The 21261-nt window shown below is 36.6% G+C and carries 17 protein-coding genes; 1 reads left to right on the forward strand and 16 read right to left on the reverse strand.

What is annotated here, in order from left to right; genetic code table 11:
* From BN1938_RS10715 to BN1938_RS10770, 13 genes are all read right to left on the reverse strand, one after another.
* Positions 1-5331: an ATP-binding protein gene (locus BN1938_RS10715; RefSeq protein ID WP_050640577.1), complete on the reverse strand. Its 5331-nt coding sequence runs from the start codon at positions 5329-5331 to the stop codon at positions 1-3.
* Complete coding sequence (locus BN1938_RS10720; RefSeq protein WP_050640578.1) at positions 5328-6833, reverse strand: hypothetical protein; 1506 nt, start codon at positions 6831-6833, stop codon at positions 5328-5330. The genes BN1938_RS10715 and BN1938_RS10720 overlap by 4 nt, the downstream gene beginning before the upstream one ends.
* Before the next feature lie 11 nt (positions 6834-6844).
* A complete protein-coding gene (locus BN1938_RS10725) occupies positions 6845-8548 on the reverse strand; it encodes a hypothetical protein (RefSeq protein WP_050640579.1) in 1704 nt (567 codons plus the stop codon).
* A 22-nt stretch (positions 8549-8570) separates the two neighbouring features.
* Positions 8571-9704 carry an aminotransferase class V-fold PLP-dependent enzyme gene (locus BN1938_RS10730; protein WP_050640580.1) on the reverse strand — a complete coding sequence of 378 codons (1134 nt, stop codon included), beginning with the start codon at positions 9702-9704 and terminating at the stop codon, positions 8571-8573.
* Between the two features lie 2 nt (positions 9705-9706).
* A complete protein-coding gene (locus BN1938_RS10735) occupies positions 9707-13291 on the reverse strand; it encodes a hypothetical protein (protein ID WP_050640581.1) in 3585 nt (1194 codons plus the stop codon).
* A gap of 14 nt (positions 13292-13305) precedes the next feature.
* Positions 13306-14166: a DUF4007 family protein gene (locus BN1938_RS10740; RefSeq protein ID WP_050640582.1), complete on the reverse strand. Its 861-nt coding sequence runs from the start codon at positions 14164-14166 to the stop codon at positions 13306-13308.
* A gap of 1 nt (position 14167) precedes the next feature.
* Entirely contained in the window at positions 14168-15919 is a 1752-nt protein-coding gene (locus BN1938_RS10745; RefSeq protein ID WP_242843838.1) for a phosphoadenosine phosphosulfate reductase domain-containing protein, read from the reverse strand.
* Positions 15920-15936: 17 nt separating this feature from the next.
* Entirely contained in the window at positions 15937-16152 is a 216-nt protein-coding gene (locus tag BN1938_RS10750; protein ID WP_050640583.1) for a helix-turn-helix domain-containing protein, read from the reverse strand.
* A 310-nt stretch (positions 16153-16462) separates the two neighbouring features.
* Positions 16463-16855, reverse strand: a complete 393-nt coding sequence (locus BN1938_RS10755; RefSeq protein WP_050640584.1) for a hypothetical protein — start codon at positions 16853-16855, stop codon at positions 16463-16465.
* A 26-nt stretch (positions 16856-16881) separates the two neighbouring features.
* On the reverse strand, positions 16882-17055 hold the full coding sequence (locus tag BN1938_RS23925) for a hypothetical protein (protein ID WP_242843839.1): 174 nt from the start codon (positions 17053-17055) through the stop codon (positions 16882-16884).
* A gap of 335 nt (positions 17056-17390) precedes the next feature.
* Complete coding sequence (locus BN1938_RS10760; protein WP_242843840.1) at positions 17391-18182, reverse strand: ParB N-terminal domain-containing protein; 792 nt, start codon at positions 18180-18182, stop codon at positions 17391-17393.
* Positions 18183-18276: 94 nt separating this feature from the next.
* The gene (locus BN1938_RS10765) at positions 18277-19062 is read right to left on the reverse strand and encodes a ParA family protein (RefSeq protein WP_050640585.1); all 786 of its coding nucleotides are present in this window, start codon (positions 19060-19062) and stop codon (positions 18277-18279) included.
* A complete protein-coding gene (locus BN1938_RS10770) occupies positions 19055-19345 on the reverse strand; it encodes a SymE family type I addiction module toxin (protein WP_242843841.1) in 291 nt (96 codons plus the stop codon). Before BN1938_RS10770 ends, BN1938_RS10765 begins: the two co-directional genes overlap by 8 nt.
* A gap of 217 nt (positions 19346-19562) precedes the next feature.
* Here BN1938_RS10770 and BN1938_RS10775 point away from each other — a divergent pair, with 217 nt between their 5' ends.
* Positions 19563-19787, forward strand: coding sequence for a hypothetical protein (locus BN1938_RS10775; RefSeq protein WP_050640873.1), 225 nt, complete (start codon positions 19563-19565; stop codon positions 19785-19787).
* A gap of 510 nt (positions 19788-20297) precedes the next feature.
* Here the strand turns inward: BN1938_RS10775 and BN1938_RS10780 are convergent.
* The 3 genes from BN1938_RS10780 to BN1938_RS10790 are packed head-to-tail and all read right to left on the reverse strand — an operon-like array spanning position 20298 to position 21210.
* A complete protein-coding gene (locus BN1938_RS10780) occupies positions 20298-20510 on the reverse strand; it encodes a DUF3791 domain-containing protein (RefSeq protein WP_050640587.1) in 213 nt (70 codons plus the stop codon).
* Positions 20507-20977: a DUF3990 domain-containing protein gene (locus tag BN1938_RS10785; protein ID WP_050640588.1), complete on the reverse strand. Its 471-nt coding sequence runs from the start codon at positions 20975-20977 to the stop codon at positions 20507-20509. The genes BN1938_RS10780 and BN1938_RS10785 overlap by 4 nt, the downstream gene beginning before the upstream one ends.
* The gene (locus BN1938_RS10790; protein ID WP_050640589.1) at positions 20974-21210 is read right to left on the reverse strand and encodes a DUF3791 domain-containing protein; all 237 of its coding nucleotides are present in this window, start codon (positions 21208-21210) and stop codon (positions 20974-20976) included. The genes BN1938_RS10785 and BN1938_RS10790 overlap by 4 nt, the downstream gene beginning before the upstream one ends.
* Positions 21211-21261 lie beyond the last annotated feature (51 nt).

Consider the following 21261-nt stretch of genomic DNA (forward strand, 5'->3'; position numbering starts at 1 on the left):
CTAACCCCTATCCTTAAATGATGTAATACTGGTTACTGTAGGCTTTGTACCTCCAAAAGTTCCATCATCCTTTTTTCGATCACCCACTATGATACACTGTCCTTTTTTTAATGCCTTCAATGCACCAATCCAGAGCGATGAATTTGTCGGATCAAGCTGCTTAGACATTTTAGTAATTTCCTCATCCGTAGGCTTAAAGTAGAGTTTAAATGCAGCCTGCATTAATCTTACGACCTCATCGTCCGCAAGAACTTTTAATGATTGCGTAGCAAACCAAGCTGACCAGCCAAATTTTCTGCCTTCCGTAAGAATAGCTTTACTTGGCGAGTTCTCCTTGTGTGAAAGATTCTGCGCCTCATCTAATACCACTACAAACGGTTTCTCCTTGGAGCCATAATTTTTCGTAAAATACCAAGCATCCCACAACATTAGTTCGGTTACAATAACTTGCATTTCTCTATCAATCATCGTAAGCTGAAAAATGTTCATTTTTGATTCCGGAGCATATAATATACTGCCCCAATCGAATTCCGCATCCTTGTTGAATTCAATGCTATGAAAGAAAGGTGTCATCTTGGACACAACCGTTTTTGCAGAAGCATTTTGGGTCTGTATCCCAATCAATTCTTGTTGGAAATGATTCATATCCATATCATCTCCATATTTCTCCATACCAACTCTTGTCGCCTCGTAAATAGCCGCATACTGCTGTTCGCCAAAGCCATACACATGTGTCAAAATATTTGCAATTCTACCTGCAACATCTGTTGATGTGTCCTGTATAATCATTCCTGCAAAATCTTGTTCCTGCCTTTTAAACGGATTGATAGGTACGCCTTGTATTTTAACAATATGCTGATTTATCTTGTGGTTCATACTTTTTACAAACTCTGGTTCAAGCTGATCGAGCCGGAATCCCTCCGTATAATCAAAAATCACAGAAGAAATATTGCTCTTTGCTAATTCATATAGCATTGTTTGAATGCTATATGTTTTTCCTTGTCCAGAAGTTCCGGTTATTAATAGATGTCGATTCGCCATCTGCGGACTTCCAAATTCCCAACAAACATCTGACATAGTTTTATTCTTGCCAATTAACACACGAATATCGTCAAGATTAACGTTTTCCGCAGCCTTGATAATTTCTGAATCATTTGTAAATTGGGGATCCTTATCAGAAGATTCTTTTATCATCACTGATTCCTTACTAGTTTCATTATTTGTATTATTATCATCTGATGAAGCTTCAACGTTAACATTCTCGGTATTAATCTTCTCTGGCTCTTCAACATCTGGCTGTGTATTCTCTCCACCTGCATGTACATGCTCCGCCTCATTCATTAGCGATACAGAAGGTTTAGGAACTTCTGACATTTGAATTCTCTTAACTTTTCCTGTCTGTGATGTAGCTATCTCATCATCAAGAATTTTTTCTCGCTCCCTGATCTTCTCCTGCTGCTCCTCATCTTCAACAACAGCTTGGGGATCAATATTCACATACTTGACTCCATCTATGTTGTTCTTTAACAAAAGGGACTGAATTACCTTTTGTGGGATATCATAAATTAACGTTTCTTCTTCGCCTACAACTGTTTCAACTTCCTCATCACCTTGCATATCTAACCAGAATCCAAGAATCCGTCCATTCCACTCGATTTCGTAATTTCCCTCAAGAACATTTCTAAGCTTTGTGGACAACTCCGCAAATTCCGCTGTATTATTGCTAAAGGTAACTTGTGCAAACGCTAATGCACGGTATAGCTGAGCAAACCAATACCTTCTTTTAATAGACTTCGATTCAGGATTAAAAATCCTACTCAATCTACGAACGCCATTCTCCACTTGTTCAAGAGCATGCTCCTTATGCTGTCCAGCATTCGCATATATAGATGTCTTACATTCTGTTACTATTGCTTTTAGCTTAAGTTTATCATCATCAGTAAAGAATGCTTCTAATACCATAAAATCCGGACGAGAAGCAGAAATGTCCTCATCCTTATCTATGTCGCCTCCAAACCAATGTTTATAGGAATCCAAATTAACAACAATCTTAAGCACACTCTCACTTTCTGATTTTTCTTCTCGAAGAGATGTCAAAACATACGCCATAAACTCACGCACATTTTCATCCTTTGGATTCGTTGCAGATAAAAGACTGATACCATCCAAACCACTTGCTTCGTTAATACAAAGCTGTGCAGCCTTCTTTATCTGTTCCTTATCCCACTTAAACAAGCTATACAGTCGATTTTCCAGTTTCTTTCTTATGGTTTCAAGAATCGTTTTTCTAGTAGTAATCGTCAAATTATATTGTCCATATGCACCTTTACCGGTACTGAAACCTATAATGTTGTAATCTTGTTGATGAGAATTATCACTTCTTAACAATGCACCATCCATACCACTATCTACACACACTACCCAATATGCTTTCTCGTGAAGGAAATGAACAATATCCTGTCCATCTGTATCAATGCTTACTTCCTTTGAGGCAATATACATACCATCCGGAATTTTTTCCATATTATAACGGTAACGTACAATTTGAGTATGCTCATAGGCAGCTTTAAACTGTGGTTGAGAAAGTTCAATAGTTCTCTTCACAGAAGTGTTTGAAATTGGTGTTGGCTTATACACAATCGGAAATCTGCACTGACTCGGAGCCAGGCTCGTATCATTATAGGACGATACAAAGCCAAGATTATTTACCTTTAGAATATCCATTACAAAGGCAATATCATTATTTCCATTTAACAACTTTTCAAGTGCTGAGTTACTATTCCATTCATTCAAATAAGTATGAATATTAACATTTTCATCCTGTGAAAAAAACTCATCCATCCAATACGCAAGATAATTCCTTCCACCTTTATTCTCTCGTCTTACTAAAATTCGCAGTGAAATATCAATTTTAGCCTGATCTTCCTTTTTTCTTCTTATTTCAATATATTTATAGATTGCTGCTACAATTGGTTGCAACTCCGACGGATCTATAAATACAATGCTAAGATTGTCTGCTAAATTGGGGAAAGCTCTCGCATAGCCCGACATTACACTGTAAATCATCTTTGCATTATCGTTTAATCTAGATACTTCTTTTCGATCAAAATCATCATCAAAAATAGCATCTTTATGAATCATATCTCTCAAACGATTCTCGTTTTTAATATCATTTCTACCATATAGACTAAACGCTCCGTAGGACGCAATTGTTCCAAAATACACCTGTCCGTAAGAAGGGAAAATATCAAGTGTACTTTGCAGCATACTCATTTGAAGAAGATCTGTAAGAGTATCCGCAATCTCTTTCTCGGAAATTTTAACATTGTTCTGTACTTCATTCCACCATTCATCACACCCATCAAGGAAAAATATCTTTTGATCATTTAATTTTTCCAATGTAGCAGGATGCCATGCAGGTACTATGCAACTCGCAATTTCTTTCTCTGACTCAAATACGCTAACATCTCCTATAATATTAAAAGCATTAATGTATGCGTCTAAAATCCACTTTAAGTTTTCTGGAAATGTTCGTCCTCTTAAATATTTACCTAAACTTACATATGCATCACAAAGTCTTGACAATTCAGAATTATCCTTTTCTATACAAGTGTAAAATCCCTCATTTGAAACAGCATATGCGAATTGAGCAAACGCTTTTCCCACTTCATCAAATTTAGCAGATACAACCTTCTCATCCATTGGTATCTTTTTGTCTACATAATCCGTAAGATTAAAATCAAATTTAATGTCACTTTCATTAAAGCGTTCAAAGAATTCTTCCTCACTCTTAGAAAATATTAAAGAATTAATTTTTGAAATTTCTGATACCGGAATACAGTTTCCATCTTTGTTGTTGCAGAAATCCTGTAAACATAGTTCTCCAAAATTCTTATCCCAAGAATTTGCAGTATCAAATTTCCATTGGAAATCATGATGAAACCTTTTCCCGTTAACCTCATAACAAGTTGAAAAATCAATCTTACTAACAGACTTATTTGCTGCTGCAGGCTTTACATATACATCTTCTTCAATAAAATGATACGCCTGTGCTGGTATTAAGAAATTTTCAGGGGAGCAAGTCAAAGTGACATCATTCTCGTTTACCGTCCACATTCTCTTGTTCAGATATTCTATAACACCACCGCAATGAGTACAAATTGCCTTCCATGTCTCTAATAATTGCTGCTTTTCTTCTTCATCTTCAACTTCAGAATACATACACACGATTTCAGCCTGCGTAAAATCAAACTTTATATTATCTATACTAATATCTGCATTTTTAATATGTGCCAAAGTTGTAAAAAGTGCATTTGTAAAGATTTCCAATGGCTCTCCAACTAATGTTTTCACCTTATCCTTAGGCGGTTTCTTTTCTGTTGGAATTCCAATATCGAGTACATCTTCAACAACACAATAATCAACTTCTAGTAACTTCTTTGCATTTTCTTGAACATTCTCTCCTATAATGAACTCCTTCAACACTTTTGCGAATTCATCATAATCCTTTATCCCTTGCTCATTCCAACAATCATGATCTGAAGGATATTTTGCCAATTCAGCTTCTCCAGAATTGTAATAATCAATTTTTTTCATGTACTTATTATACTGTGCAATTGACATTTTGTTATTAAACGGCTGACGTACAATAAATCTATGACAATCTGCAAGTACATTTTTGCGTCCCATAATATCTCTCCGCTTTGGCAACTCAAGTCGTCTATAAGGCAATCCCCATGCAGGAAGCCCACTAAAGAACAGCTCCATAAAATCCTTACTGTTTGTAATCTTGCCTTCCCAAAAATCTGCTATGTCACTCAACTTACAAATGTCTATTGCCTCATATTCAAATAAATCCTTATATAGACGATCGATCAAATCATTATCCTGATCTGTAAGTGAATCTTCATTAAATACAAGGTGATACTTTCCATTTAATGTTTTGACAAGAATTTCAGGTGTGATGCTATGACAATTCGCAAGACCTCCCTTGTCTTCTTCATCCTCGGTACCCATCAGAATTACAACATTGCTTGTGTGAAGATTCCTATAATGGGTAATACTGTCCTCTCCTGCAATCCACTCATGCTGTCTCATAGACTGTAAAATTGTTGTATTATCCGGATTCTTCTTAAAAGAATTCCACTTGTTTTTTGCAAGCCTTACATCAACGGTCAGTCCTTTTTCCCCAAGTAATGATGTGATTCTTGATGCAACCTGTTCATAGATTGCTATATTATCAAATCCATCCACGCGAACCATGGTTTCCTTATTGGTAGAAGGCTCATTGCTCAATATTAGTTCTATAATTCTATTTACAACGTATTTCATGCCTCTACCTCCTCAATAGACTCGTACGGATTCACCACAATAGATGTCGCATCTGACAGTTCTTTTAAAAACCCTGTCGAACGTAAAAACCCCTGAAAAGCAACAACATTTTCAGCAAAGCTATTTGCCAAAGGCGAATCCATAGTTATATTTTCAAGACTCTGTCTATATTCTTCCGGGCCAATTACTATTCTATAATTACGATACAACTTTTCCAAAAACATTATTAATGTCATTTTATCTCCTGGTGCCACCAATGAAAGCACCAGAAAGCGAATCACATCTTCTGAAAGACTAAATCTCTCAAAAGGACCTGTCACTGGAATAATACACTGTAATTCTTTACCTTTGCTTTTAAAAATATCCAAAGAATTTATACGAGCCTCACGTACTTTTTTCATACGTTCTTCTTCTGCAATACCTACCTCGTTTGCCATTTTATTTATTGCCGTCATAAAATCTGACTCTATATTACGGAATGATTCGTGCGCAATTTTCTTAACCGTATCTGTTGTTTCACCCTTCATATCAACAATCCATGCTGGTCTTTCTTTAGCAAGGTAATCCGCAACCCTGCAAGACATCATTCTCATAATTTGAAACATTACACCCTTTGCCAGGATTTCAACTCTTGTAATCGGATGTAATTTACACGAAAGAAAACTATTAAGTTCATCCACACTAAAGCTTCCACATTCTTTATATCCAGTAGCTGGAATATAAGCCACCTCTAATCTTTTAGACAATACCTTTTTATCAAGAGCATATTGCTCTTCCCATGTATCCTGCACATATCCAGCCAATTTAGATATCTTTTTACATGATCCATTAAGCAAATCATTTAATAACTTCTCTAGTCTTTCCCTTCTGTCTTTGTCCCCTTCTACCCCTTGAAGTAAATGCAAGTAATACAGTTCTCCTCCACGCGACAAAAAGTTATGCTTCGTGAAATCGAATTTTGTATCTAGAGATTTCGGATACTCTACCTCATCCTTTCGCTTTTTCTCCGTTGGATCAACTCCGCATAAAACAAACTCTGGACATATAGGCAACAATGTTTGAGCTCCCCAAAATCTATTTCTTACCACAGCGGCATATCCATGGAATAGATCTTGAATATCTTCTACATATTCCTTCGCTAATTCCTTATCGTTTACATCCATTTTATCAACCAAATGTTTTACCATCTCACGATAAGCAATGGAATCTGCTGGAATAGCCCCTTTCTTCTTTGCCTTATCATAAAAAATAAACCTACGCAAAGCCATTCTGGGCTCTACCCAATAGCTAAGATTTTTTTCAATCGTCAAATCGTGGAATTGCATTTTTCCTTCCTGCAAGTCTTCGTTTTTTGCAGAAACAAATACCAAAAGAAATTCAGTTAGATACTCATATAACGTTTGATCGGCCTTAAATCTATGTCCAAAAATCAAGGTAGATAACGGACCTTTATTAGCAATCTTATTATAATCATCTTCCATCCAACTAGGAAATGTCCCCATATTCAATCCCCCTATACTTCTCTTATCTTTCCGTCATCTGTTAACTCTAGACGAATATTCTCATTCTCACTATTCTTCAGCACTACAATCTCAACAATATCCTCATCTTCATAATCTTTTAATATCTCTGATATCTGGGTTTTTAAACTTTCTACACCATGAGATAATTGTGGATCAATATTTGTAGCAATTACACCGTTCTTCAACTCTTCAAAATAATCCAGCATTGGAAGAGTCAAGACAGTATCTAAAACCGCTCTGTCTATTTTCAGTTTCAGCTCATATCTGTCTTTTCCTTTATTAAAGATACTATCTATTGTTTTAATTTGTTCTATGCGAAGTCTCCGTACTGGTATTGTTCCGGTAATCAACTGTACATTCTGTGTGATACCAGACTCTCTACTAAGAGTCAACGGAATTTCTGTACCATCACTCGGAGTTCCCACATAAATCATGGACAATGCATCCTCAATTAGATTCGCATCAAGCCTCGATGGTGTATCAGTTCCATTTCGAAGTGCAAGATATCTTTTAAACTGCTTAGAAAAAACATCCTCATAGTCTTGCAAAACAATTTTCTCATCAGTAACTATATTCATGAACAAATATGTTCTACGTAGGAATTCTGTCCAACCACTAACAAAGACATTCTTATGTTCCGCCTCAACAATAATTCCTTCAATTGCACTTCCAAATAATTTCTTATATTCCTTACCCACTAAGAGTTTTTCATCTGATCGCATTCTTTTATGGTCATACAGGCAACGATTTGCTACATCAACTGCTATAATATTTAGTGCACGCTCATTCTGCTTTGTTCCAATATATCCAAAAAACAAATTACTAAAAAGATACTTATATGATTCACTATAAGCAACTTCCTCGCAGGACATTCCTCCAGTTAGCATATATGCTAACTGTTCTGTCATACTACGAATAGTTAATCTTGTTCCATATTCCTTTAACCAGATAAAATGGTTATGAACAAACTCAAAAACTTTAGTCTTATTTTCTACAATGAGCTGACGATTCCTACATATGTAACAATAATCATATTTCTTACAATTTTTACAACCTTCCCATAATTTGTCCTGAGTTATTTTTTCTAAAAACTCTGTTGCAAAATAAGCATTATCAATAGTCGCAACGTTTATAACACACATTCGAACACCACTTATACTGACGACTTCACCAGTATTATTGTCCATCATATTAATCAATCGAATCCTGGCTTTTTCTTCCTCGGCATCAAATAATTCACCAAACGTATTGATAAGAGGACCGGTATTAGCAACCATAAATACATAATTTCCATTTTCCACCATATCTACAGATTTTCTCATTACATGGATTCGATCTGTCTGATTTTCTGTTTCTTCTTCTGGCAGTTCGCTAAAGTCCTTAACGCAAAGGCATTTCGCACCATTGGGAAGACTTATCTCACTCATCTTTTCCTTTGCATCACATTCTGCTCCCAAATCAGTTAAAACCTGATACATGATACTTGTTTTACCGTCGCCAGCATGTCCAGTTAAAATCACGATATGTGGCTCTTTCTCTGTAAGATTGTCTTTGATATAATCGCACAATCCCACTCTCACCATTACCTCTTCAAAATAAGGACTGTCTACATTTTTCTCTCCATATGCATTTTCATTTTGAGCATTGTAATTGTGCAATGAATTCAGATAATCAATATACATCTTATTGTTCATAATCCGGCCTCTTTCACCTTATTTATAATTCGCTTATTGCATCCACTAATTGGTCTATATCATCCTCTGTATTAAACTTACCCAAACCAATTCTTACTGTTCCTAAATATTTCTCATCTTCTAAATATTTATGTACATAAGGAGCACAATGATATCCAGTTCTTACGGCTATATCAAAATCCTCATCCAAAATAATACCTATATCCTCAGACTTATAGTTCTTCACATTGAAGGAAATGACTCCAATATGATTCTCGAATTTCTCTGGCGTATAAAGGATAACGTTCTTCAAAGTTTTTAATCGCTCTATTGCATATTCTGTAAGTTTTTTCTCAGTTTTAAAATTCAATTTCTGATTCAAAACGGATAAAGCTTCATGTAACCCAGCTATAGCTACCACATCTTTGCTTGCCGCCTCGTATTTACTCGGACTCTTCTGTGGCATATCTAATTTCAAAGATTCGCTTCCTGTTCCACCTACAATTAACGATGCCAGATTAATCGTTGAATTATCAATAAATCCTGCAACTCCTAATGGCCCATACAACGTTTTATGACCTGCAAATACAATAAAATCTGCTTTGCATGTTCTTACGTCTATATCCATCAATCCAAACGACTGCGCAGCATCCATCACCGTAATTGCCCCATATTCTTTTGCCATCAAGAAAATTCCCTCTATTGGTAAAATATATCCTGTAACGTTGCTCACATGTGTACAGCATACACACTTCGGTCTATCCTTCACAAATTGATATTTTGCTTTTTCCAAATCTATCTCCAGGTTTTCTTTCAGTGGTAGTTCCTCCACTCGAATCCCTTTTTCTTTGGAAATTCGATGTAATGTACGTGCAACAGCATTGTGTTCATATGGTGATACATATACTACATCCCCCTTTGAAAGCGGTAGGCCATTCAAAATCATGTTTAACGAAATTGTTGCCGACGGTGTTAGGATAGCAGCTTCTACACCAATTCCATGAACCACCTCAATCAATTTCTTACGTGTATCTTCTATTAAATTAGAGGCCTCCTGCGCAACCTTATATACGCCACGTCCTGCATTCACAGCAATGCTGCGATTCGCCCAGTCCATCTTTTGATAAACTGTTTCTGGCTTTGGATATGTAGTAGCTGCATTGTCCAAATAAATCATTTCTAGTCCTCTTTTCTCATCACTTTTTCAATCATTTCTAGAAGAATTGCGACACGCACATTCACATCTAGATCTGCAAAACTTTCCAACTGATCTTCTATAATATTTCTAAACATTGCTCCTTCATCCATATCAACTGGATCATAATATTTTTGTATTATTTCTCCATTCTTACCGGTGAATGTAAGAACACAATTTCCTTTTTTATCTTCACTTCCAATAGATTCAATCTCAGCCTTTAAATCATTAAGTTTTTCAATATACTCTGTATAAGAATCATCATTCCAGGAATCTGCATGAACCTCTGTGACAATTTTCATTATCTTCGAAACTACAGAATACTCATCATAAGTATCTATATCAGCAATACAAGACATAAATCCAGATACTGCTGCATTATATAATCCATGCTTTGCAACATCACTTTGATTCTCATACCAAGTCTTCAAAGTATGAATCAAGTCGTCTTTTTCGTCTTCCGAAAAAATCTTCCTTGTATCTTCTGCAACCTTTGCAAATAGCCAATCCATATAACCATTCAACTTTACTTTCATTACCTGGAGGAAACTACTGGTTTCTTCATAGTCTGTACCTCCACATATTTCAGGCAATGTTTCAAAAATAGCCTCATATGCATTCACATCCATGCGTTGCATAATATTTTTCAACTTAGGTAAAGCTTTCAAAACCTGCTTATCAGAAATGTACTCATTCTCCTTTCGAATGTTCTTTGTAATCTGGGGCAAAGCTCGATACCAGCGTTGCATACAGGTTAAGATATTTTCAATTCTATTACCGGAAAGATTATTATCTGCCTTATCTGCAAACAACTTAGACAAGTCCTGCAAATACTTATCTTTATCTGCACTATTCTTGGAAATAAACATTGAATACTTCTCCGGATAATCCACCATATTGATAATTGCATCCACAGTAAGTGTTGTTTCTCTATCCTCGTAATATACAATAATATCCTCTTTCTTCTGTGACAGAACATAAGCAAGTAAAATAGGAAGAACCCCTGCTCTCATTCCATAAGGCTTTGCGCTATACTTATTAATAAGAATACTCAAAGACTGTTTTTCTTCTACACATTCATCAAAGAATTCATCAAACATTTCCAACAAATTCTGAACTTTATCTGGCTTTTCCTTTGCTAATATTCCTGAATTAACCAAAACTGCTCGATAAATGGTAGATTCTGCACTTGTTCCCGTCAGATAATCCTCATCAGAGCACTTATTCATTATGTTTTCCATAATGATTTTTCTAGACTTCTTGATTGGTGCAGTTTTAATATACTGTTTGTTAATCAACTCATTATTAATAACCATTGTCTCTGAATAGAAATGGGTACAAACAGCATCAACAGCTGCACTTGTAGTTATGTTTTCGTCTAAAACCCATCCCTGCCCATCGTGGTATAAAGTGACATGAGAATCGGCATTCTCAAATTCATCCTCTAAGAAGTTCGACAACATCTTAACGATATCTTCCTCCATCACGTTCAATTCCTTGGATAGAATTTCGTTCTCTTTCATGAATTTTACATCTGTCCTTATATCCTGTAAAATTTCATATTCTGTAACCTTATTTATTAAGACAAATGGTGTTTTTGTATAAATCACAACGATATTTTCTGCTCCGAAGGTTTTTACCTTTTTTTGAATCTCTTTCGTTCTATCTGCATTCTCCAGAGAATAGAGGGCTATTACCTTTCCGTCCTGAAACTTACCATCTTCCAAAAATACATTTATACTATCTATTTGCAAGAAATCCTTTACATCCAAATATTCATATCTAAAATACCTAGTCATAGAGTATTGATTATTATATTTTTTAGGCAATACATACTGTATATCATTAATCTGAGCAAATGCCTTGGGCAGGTTGGGCACATCCTTTAAAGCCTTACGTTTCTTGATTTCCGACTTAAGAGTAGCACCCGCTCTTGTCTTAAAGACATAGCAATTATTAGTATCTTTTTTATACAGTAATTCCTTAGCAACTAATGCACTAAGTATTTCTGTAGCATTGGGAAGTCCTGAAGCAATTTTGAGAATTTCCTCTGTCGGAGGCATCTCATCAAACTTATTAATAATATTAAGAACCGCCAATGTCTTTAACATACGTATTTTACTTGCTTCTTTTGCCTTTGCTATCGCATACTCCGCATTTAGCCATTCTGTATGAACGCGTTCATTTCCTTTTTCCTTCTTAAACATATTTTGGAAATAATCATACACCCTATCCGGTGTAATAATCCAGCCAACACTAAAAGAATGATCAGACACAAGTTGCGCCATACTGTTAGGTTCCTCTTTTGAAATGAATGTAAATAAAGTTCTCTCGTTCTGCGCAACCTTTTCACTGATATTTAACAACGCATACGCTGAAATTGGGCTAAGTGGATAGCATCCCTTGACAATAATTTTTTCAAAGTCTTTATTGGTAAAAGCGGTTCTAAAGGCGGGTATTTTATAATACTCATCAATCTTTTCTCTTCCAAAAAATTTGTTTGAATCTGGAATTTCCGCAAGTCTATCTGTATCCGTTTCTATAGCATTCTGAATCAGTTCATAACAATTTTTCGAAGACGTATTAAAAATAACTTCTTCAATTCTACCTTCAATACCAGTAAACGCATTGATAATAGCTTCAGGCAGGTAAGTTCCATACTCTTTGATAGATTTATGTGCTACCATTGTCATATAAATCTGCATTTCCTTTGATTCATTAGCCAGTTCACACATATCTTGAAGGAATTTCATATTTCCGCCAATTGCATGTTTTTCCTGTCCCTCGATAAATTTACTGAACTCGTCAAAGACAATATAAATTCCACTATAACCACGCTCCTCATGTAACTTATTTGCTACACTTTGATACATAGGCAACACTTCGCTTCCCGCAAGCGGATTAAACTGTTCGCCACCCATTAGTGAAGGATAAATTTTCTTAAATAGTTCTAATATTTCAGGATTGCACACCTTGAAACCATTTTCAATTACCTTTGCTGATGTTCCTTTTACTTTTAAAGCTTTTTCATAATTCTCATATACTGCTGGATACTCTGCTTTCCAACGTGCTACAGTCTCTTTAGCAATGCTAAAGAAAGTGTCAGGCATAAGGTCTGTCAACTTCTCTCTTTTTAACGCATCATTTAATGCAATCATGAAAGAACGGCTAACGTCGTTCTGACTACCTGAAATAATTACCGGCAAAAGACGCCCCTTATTCTGCCATACATCTTTCACTATCTTGTATGCATCTGCATCTACTGGCTGAATTTTCTTTAAAAGCCCACTCACAATGCTATCATTTTCTTTAGACCGTTCCATACTCACGATTGCTAAAAGAATTAACAGCAAATGAGACTTTCCTTTACCATAAGAACCTATTAGTATTGTTGAATGATTCTTATTCTGTTTTACAGAATTCACATACCGTTTCAATATGTTCAAAGATGATTTTGTAGGAATATAGCTTTCTATTTTTTCTTTTTTATTTAAGTTCAAATAAAGATTGATGGAATTTTTAAAATTACCATTTAACTTTACGATTTGACTTAATTTATTAACTGCCATATATTCATCCACCTTTATTTGTTATAATAATCCTTTATAATTTCAATTGGCTTCTTGATATTTAACGGATAAACCATATCAAGACCTGCCGTTCTGTCGACCCGAATATATCCCAAAGACTCAAGATCATCTAAATATTTGTTTACCGTAACCATAGTCATATGATATATTGCCCCAAGACTCTTTTCTCCTGCTGAAATTCGCTCGATGCTAAGAGACTTCTCATTTTCAAATAGACAACTTATTTCATATAACACTAGTGTATTATCTACTTTTCTTAAATCCGGCTGCACTTTATAATATGTTTCATCTTCTTTTTTCAAAATTCCCAGCACGGATAATGGAGATACAATTTTATCCTCAGGGTCTTCGTTTTGAATCCTACCCTTAGAATACATATTTAACAATACATCAATATCATCTTTTAATGAACTTTCAGTCACTTGCTGTCCCACATAATTAAAAAGTTCCTGTTTCATCTTTCCTTGCAAATCTGCTTTTGAAAAAGAATCCGCTTCAAATCTATTAAAAAACATATACCAAACCGTTGCTTGTTGGATATTTTTTACAATATTTGAATGAAGCAGCCATAGCGAAAAAACATCCTCAAAATATGGATCGTTTTCAAAAATAATTTCTGCCATATCTGAGAGTTTTTCTTTATTTCCATCTTTTTCAAGCATTCCACAAGCTTGCATCCAATACCGGATAGACTTCACCATGTTTGTACCAACGCCTAATACATCCGGTCCTTGATTTTCCAAGAATATATGAGTTCCATTTTCTTTTGCTGCAAAAATGCCTTTATTCATCCATCCTTCACGCAACGGAAACTTTTCATGCCCTTTTAATTTATAATTAACCTTGTTCGCCATCTTATCCTTCTCTCTTGATTGTAAGCACCTTTCTCACATAACATCCGGCATTGTAATGGTTGACACACTCGGTACACCTTACACATTTTTCATCGTCAATCTTATATGAAGTACTTCCATCTTCTAATTCTTTGATTTTGACCGCATTATGTTTGCAAATACTCTCGCATGCCTTGCATCCTATGCACATCTGATATTTCGTCAACTGACATTGAATTTTTCCTTCTGCTACTTTTAAGCTTGTAGCTCCGGCAAGTCTCTCATTCTTTATCGTAACTTTTAGCTTAGTAGAACCAATTCTTCCTTGAAGTACAAGAACAACCTTTCCCTTTTTATCAAGGACATACACCTCTCCTAAGCGTTCGTTCCCTAGATGAGTATTAATATAACCAAAAGGCTTAAATAATTCGTAAAATTCAGGAGTTATCGGCCTTTGCAGCTCATAATTGAACGCATTATCTTCCGTTGCACAAGGTTCATATGAGATAATAGATCTTTCTGCAATATCAATTCCATTACCACCTTGTCTTGCTTTCCAACCTCCCTGATCGACATACTCTTCTGGATCGGGTTTATCTATCTTCTTCGCAAAATCAACGAGGATTTCTCTCCAATGTACATATTGATCATACATATGCACCTTTGATAAAAACTCTGACCATGCACCATTATTCGGACAACACCAACAGCCAACTCGCGAATATCCAAGACGATATGCATCATTAAAGTCAATTCCAGTAGTCAGGATATACAACCACACATCAAAATCTGTCCATTCGATAATTGGTGCCGCAACCGTCTGTTTTGTAATCTTAGGACTCTTACTTTCCCTGTCATACTTACTTCTACTTAAAGATTCGTTATGTCGAATTCCCTGAAAAGATAAGATATTCGTCTTATTTTTAAAAGCAGAGGCTATCGTTTGAGTAATCGCTCCCGTCTTAAATACTGTACAGCACCATCTCATAACACGACTTGGCGGACCAATCTGCTTACAAAGGTCTTCAAAATTCTTTTCATAGTTTTTTGCAGGCAGCACCCTATGTTCACGACTAAATCGTTTTTTATATTCATACGTCAACGGAAATTCCAGTGTGGTATCTCCAAAGATATGATAAACCTTATTTGAAGAAAACGCTCTTCTCACGATATCTGACATAACCGTAGAATCCTTACCACCACTAAAAGACACAAACATATCTTCTAACGAGTACCGATCTTTATAACCTTGAACAAAATTGATTGCTTCATCTGTTACTTCATTGTATCTATTTTGATTTACTTCTATAAACTTTTGAATATTTGCGTCAAACTTTGTGTAATCAATCTCTGACACACAGGTATCGTATTTTGACCTAATAGCTTTTATTTCTTCTAATGACTTACCATTAAACGCTTTAATAGAAACCTGCAATTTCTCGCCATTTATAAAGTAATAATTTGTATTATTCCAAACAGAAGCTTCCTCGAAACACAAGGGATCCTCTTTATTTAAAAGTAGTGCCAACAATACTTTTTCTTCTGGAAATACTGGTCTAATATCTGTTGCAATATATTCTCCTTTGCTTCCACATTCTGGGCAACGCTCCTCATACATTGGAACATTACATTTATTACACCAATACAGTGTCGTTGACATCACAGGTTTTTCTTGGCATTGAACTTTTTGACCTCTTATCTCATCAATATCCCATTCCATGCATTTTCCCAGAGGCGCCTTGCACATATGCTTAGGACATACAAGTTCTCTCATTATGATTCCTCCGGTTTCTACTTTAATTCATCCTTCTTAACCGCATCGCAGATATCTCCAATATTACAGTCAAAAAACTCACATATCCGAAGAAGCGTAGCTAAAGACACCTCTTCTCCTTTATTCAATTTAGTCATTGTCCCTGCCGATATTTCAAGTTTTTCTCTTAACGACTGCTTTGACATTTCTTTTTCTGCCAGCATAATCCATAACTTCTTATAGCTAATTTTCATTCAGTTATTACCTCACTCAGAAAATTGTCTCGAAATAGATATAATATACATTTTCTATTTTACCATGTAGGCAAATGGATTACAACGAATATCAACTCTTATATGCATTATAATCACATCTTCTTGCGATTATTTCATATCTAAATTATATTTTTTCAAATGTACATCTACTTATTTTTTAGTTTAAAGAGATTTAATTATGATTCGAAATGCAAGCAAAAAAATAGAGGATACTTTACTCAAGCACCCTCTGCATACTTTAATACTGCAGTCTCCTCACAGCTCTCCTTCTATGTTTTCATGTCTGATTTTATTCATACTCTATCATCCGATCATCATCTGGATATTTTGTTTCCGAAACAAGTTCTGGATTGTACCATGCCCATTTACAATACCTGTAATTTCCTTTTTCTCCATTGAAATTCTGCAGTCCATAATCTTCATCTGGATAAGCATCAGCCATAAGACCGCCCCAACTTCGCATAGTCACCTGAAATAGGTATCTATCATCCAGCACCGGTACTCCAACATCTGAATTTTGATGATCATGTCCTGAAAAATGATATCCATTAACTCGAATATCATCTATGACTGCTTTCCTTGCATCTTCGTATAACTGTTTTTCATCATTTAACCCCCAGTTACTAATGACCTTATATTTTACAGTTTTAAATTTCCATCCTGTATACCCTGTTACTTTCATTACTCTTCATCCCCTTTAATCAATTTTCAATTATCAATAACAGAGACTGGCCTGAGGAACTTTTCATAATAAATAGTAATGCGCTGATACATTGCATTCTCTGCCGGTCTGTACTCATACTTTCTATTGCCTTTCAAAAGAGCATCCACTGGCAGACGAAAGAGTTCACTTAAGTCATACAGATTGTCTACCGTCTGCATATTTCTTCCGTCAAACCAGTGATATATGCTCTGAGGCGTGCTAAGTCCCAAAAAATTCTGAATTTTCTTTACATTTAATCCTCTCGCTTGCATAATGTGCTTAATATTCTGACCGGTTCTGCCACATCGATTATAGGATATTTTCTTTTTATAACAAACACCCCCTCATAGTTATTAAATTCCACAACTCCGTATATTTTTATACATATTAGCTTTATATTCTACTCACAGTACAACCTTCTGTCAATGTAGCTGTAGTATAAAATCTTTCTTTACTTCCCCTCAAACCATGCCGCCAACGCTTTTTCCATAATATCTCCAATCGCCTTCTAATCCTACCCTGCGAAATATTTCTTCGATATAGTCTCAGGCACCTTGATATTCATCGGCTTGTCCTTCGGCTCGACCGTCTTAGTCAGATAACGCCATACCATTGCCTCGGTCAGCTCACCGGAATGCTCACGAAGTTTTATTGCCATATTCATTGTCAGCTTCACATGCAATTCTATCATCTGCTCATATACCAGCTGCTGTTCTGATTCTGGCAGGAATGATATCTGTATTCCAACCTTAAAAATCAAAGAACCATTATCCAGCTTATTGCGAAGTGGCTTTATCAGATCATTCACCTTCAAAAGCCTTCCCACAGAACTTCCCGACAAGCCATATTCCTTGCCTACTTCATCACGATTTTTAAAATGGTGGTCACCGTGACCACCTTTTAGCGGAATGCCTTCCAGCTTAGCCACTTCTGCCATGATGATGTCCCTTTGTCTCTGATACAAGACCTTGTCATATCGTTCTTTCAAGACTGCTGCCTTCTCCGAAATCTCCAAATCAGAAAAGGATCTCTGCATCAGATTCGTTTCAATCACATACACATAAGCATCTGTATCCGGCAAATCAGTTTTCACGATTGCCGGTATCTCCGTAAGACCGGCCAGTCTCGCTGCATTCCGTCTGTTATGACCGGAAAGCATTTCATATCCATCTTCTGTTGTACGGACGATTACTGGATTCAGCACACCATGATCTCGGATGCTCTGAATCATATCTTCCGGCCTGTCTCCCTCATACAAATGAAATGGATGATCATGAAATGTTTTTATGGAGTCGATACTAAGCATCGTAACCCCATCTTTCCTTTTACTTGCCGGGATCTATGCCGAAGTATCCTCAGTCATCAGATCCACTGCATCAAAGATTTTTCTTTTTGGAGCATTACTTTTCATCTGCCACTACCTCCTTCGCAAACATCATATATGCCTCACATGCTTTACATTCCGGTGCATATTCCAACAATGGTTCTGAATAATAGACAGCTTCCCCCACCTTGACCGTATTGGGAATCCTGCTGCCATAAATACGAATCTGTCCCTTAAAAGTATCATTCACCTGCTCGGTGATGGTCTTACACAGATTTATTCTGGTATCACACATCGTAAACAGTATTCCTGCCACTACTAACCTAGCGTTCACTTTGCTCTTGCTTTTCTTAATGGTTTTCAGAAAATCTTGCAATCCCATCATTGCCAGCAACTGCGGATTGACTGTAATAGTCACTTCATCTGCAGCGGCCAGGGCATTTATGATAAGAGCTCCAAATGATGGAGAAGTGTCAATCAGAAGATAATCATAAGAATCTCGAAGCGGATCCAGAATATTAGAAAGCATCTTCTCTGCTCCCATTTCAAGTCTTAACTTGGCATTCACCGCAGAAAGAACCATTGATGACGGGATAAAGTCCACACCATTCCTGTTCATGATGTACTCAGATTTATCCGGCATTTCTTCTTCCTCCATCTGAGCCATCATCAGATGCCCGATTGTTACCGGAACTGCTGCCGGATCTTCTACTCCAAAACAGGTAGTCAGATTGGCCTGGCTGTCAAAATCAACAGCCAGCACCTTCTTTCCAAGCTTTTCCAGAGAATATGCCAGATTATATACGCTTACACTCTTTCCGACACCGCCCTTTGTTGCCCCCACTAAAATAATTTTACTCATACACCGTACCCTGCCTTTCTTTCAGCCAAAATCTTGCATGCAGCTCACGCTTCTCTTGAAGGAATTTCTCATGCAGCTTCTTTGTTTCCTCTTCCATCCATGCTTTCTCAGCTTCCACCAATTCTGCTCTGGAAGTGTCCGGCGTGATAATAAGCTTTCCGTCTTCATATTTGACCAGTACAGGATCCCCGGCTTTGAATCCCAGCTCTTCAACCCACAATCCCTGGAGTCTGAGCATCGGAGCTGACTTGCAGCCATAGCCGCCGAAACTACTGACTTTCAACTCTCTGTAATCTTTCTTTTTTCTTGTAATAATTTTGCTCCTTTTGATTCACGTATCAATTTGATTTGAACTCATCATTGTACATGGCCGCATGTCCGTCGAGCAAGATTTGCATGATCGCATGTCCATTTCAAAAATACATGGTCAGATGTCCATTTTTGTGTTATACTCTATTTGGAAAATTGCGCCCGACCGGGCAGATTGTGAGATAAAATTGATGAGTGAAGAAAAGAAAACCGGAAGGAAATTAACCCAGGCTCGCAGAGAAGCCAATGCAAGATATAATAGCAAATTTGTTGAAGTGAAAGTGCGCATGACCCCTGAGCACAGAACCGTGGTTCAGGAGCATGCAACCTCTATTGATGAAAGCACCACCGCCTTCATCAATAGAGCCATTGAGGAAACAATGACCCGCGATCAGGAGAAGAAATTCAAGCAGTAAATCAAATAAATCCGGCAGTATCAGACTGTGTAAAACAGCCCTTCACTGCCGAATCTGATTCGCATACATTTATGTACTTTTCTGTTCGTAATTGTCAGAACAAGGCTCTCATTTTCTGTCATAGTAATCAGTCAAAAAAATCACTCCTTCAAACCGTGTAAAATCTGTGTAAAACTCGGTTTTTCCCTTTAAAATTCCTAGTAAAATCAAGCTTTCCCGAGACTTGCCAGTATCCTGCCGTGGCAGATAAATAATATCTTAATCATGACTTTATATACCTTCATAAGCCTTCAAATGCTATAACTACTAGAATTCCGGCATTTTCTTGATTTTTTATTTTCGCCCCGTTCTACGCATATCTACATAAATCTGCGTAAGCAACAGGGCAAATGATTAAGTAAATTTCATGATATTGCAACCCTGGCGAACGTATAATTATCAATCGTTTTTCCATCCACAAAAAGTGGTCATGGTGTTATCTTCGATCCCATATTGAAAATATCTATCAATTTACTTTTCCATCTTATATTCCAATTCTAATTCTTCCGCCAGATACGCATCACTCATGCAGTGCATATCTGAGATTCCATCTCGAATCAACGGATAAACCTCGGAATGATAGAAGAAGTCCAATGCTGCATCTAAAGAGATACCCTGCCGCTTTGCAAAGCACTCGATCACACGGGCATATTTTTTCTGGAGTAGAATCGGATTTGCTTTCATAGCATCTCACTCCCTTCAAAACACAGCAATTCCAACGCTTTTTCAGTTCGGAAACAGATTTGCAGGTTCGGCTTTTCATATCGCAAACGGCTGATGGCTTCTGTCTTGTCAATCAGACCATCAAAAAACAGCTCAACCGTGTTGAATACTTTATCGTTAGCAACACCTCCAACCACAAGGTCATAGTCAGTAGTATCGTTTCCACTGCGGCAGTTTAAAATAAAATCCAACCAATTCTCAGAATAAGAATCAAATTTCAGAGTTTTCAATCCAGATTTCCGGCTATCATCAAAAGAAAAACGAGATATAACTCCGTTTTTTCCTCTGCGTTTGAATTTTCCACACCATTTCTCTGCCTGCTCATATAGGGGAGTAACGTAGAATCCACGCCCAAAGTCCACATTCTGACGCGAATGGTTCAAATCAGGCACTATAATTTCTAAAGAAGAACCATGGTAAAGAATCATATGGTCACCCCCCTTTCTCTCATCACATCAAGGAGGTCATTTATGATATAATCCCGGCTCTGAGTATGCAGGACTTCATATTCTGGCACAATATAACCGTTCAGTATGTCACCTTCCGTAAGCGCTGAATAAACCTGTTCCGCATCCACGCCAAGTTTTACGGCGATGTTTTCGATACAGAATACGACAAATTCCAATACCATGGAGTTCTTAATTTTTTCTTCAGACTTCATAATTCATGCCACCCTTTCTTTGTTACAGGTAAATATTAAAATTAGGAAGAA

This window comes from Eubacterium sp. SB2, from assembly GCF_001244405.1.
Lineage (GTDB): Bacteria > Bacillota > Clostridia > Lachnospirales > Lachnospiraceae > Faecalicatena > Faecalicatena contortus_B.

Bases quoted from the DNA above. Each gene is read 5' to 3' on its own strand.
- BN1938_RS10775 (WP_050640873.1), top strand. From the start codon at position 19,563: ATGAGTGAAGAAAAGAAAACCGGAAGGAAATTAACCCAGGCTCGCAGA.
- BN1938_RS10740 (WP_050640582.1), bottom strand. From the start codon at position 14,166: ATGGCGAACAAGGTTAATTATAAATTAAAAGGGCATGAAAAGTTTCCG.
- BN1938_RS10790 (WP_050640589.1), bottom strand. From the start codon at position 21,210: ATGAAGTCTGAAGAAAAAATTAAGAACTCCATGGTATTGGAATTTGTC.
- BN1938_RS10760 (WP_242843840.1), bottom strand. From the start codon at position 18,182: ATGCTTAGTATCGACTCCATAAAAACATTTCATGATCATCCATTTCAT.
- BN1938_RS23925 (WP_242843839.1), bottom strand. From the start codon at position 17,055: ATGCAGACGGTAGACAATCTGTATGACTTAAGTGAACTCTTTCGTCTG.
- BN1938_RS10725 (WP_050640579.1), bottom strand. From the start codon at position 8,548: ATGAACAATAAGATGTATATTGATTATCTGAATTCATTGCACAATTAC.
- BN1938_RS10745 (WP_242843838.1), bottom strand. From the start codon at position 15,919: ATGAGAGAACTTGTATGTCCTAAGCATATGTGCAAGGCGCCTCTGGGA.
- BN1938_RS10765 (WP_050640585.1), bottom strand. From the start codon at position 19,062: ATGAGTAAAATTATTTTAGTGGGGGCAACAAAGGGCGGTGTCGGAAAG.
- BN1938_RS10755 (WP_050640584.1), bottom strand. From the start codon at position 16,855: ATGAAAGTAACAGGGTATACAGGATGGAAATTTAAAACTGTAAAATAT.
- BN1938_RS10735 (WP_050640581.1), bottom strand. From the start codon at position 13,291: ATGGCAGTTAATAAATTAAGTCAAATCGTAAAGTTAAATGGTAATTTT.
- BN1938_RS10785 (WP_050640588.1), bottom strand. From the start codon at position 20,977: ATGATTCTTTACCATGGTTCTTCTTTAGAAATTATAGTGCCTGATTTG.
- BN1938_RS10730 (WP_050640580.1), bottom strand. From the start codon at position 9,704: ATGATTTATTTGGACAATGCAGCTACTACATATCCAAAGCCAGAAACA.
- BN1938_RS10720 (WP_050640578.1), bottom strand. From the start codon at position 6,833: ATGGGGACATTTCCTAGTTGGATGGAAGATGATTATAATAAGATTGCT.
- BN1938_RS10750 (WP_050640583.1), bottom strand. From the start codon at position 16,152: ATGAAAATTAGCTATAAGAAGTTATGGATTATGCTGGCAGAAAAAGAA.
- BN1938_RS10780 (WP_050640587.1), bottom strand. From the start codon at position 20,510: ATGAAAGCAAATCCGATTCTACTCCAGAAAAAATATGCCCGTGTGATC.
- BN1938_RS10715 (WP_050640577.1), bottom strand. From the start codon at position 5,331: ATGAAATACGTTGTAAATAGAATTATAGAACTAATATTGAGCAATGAG.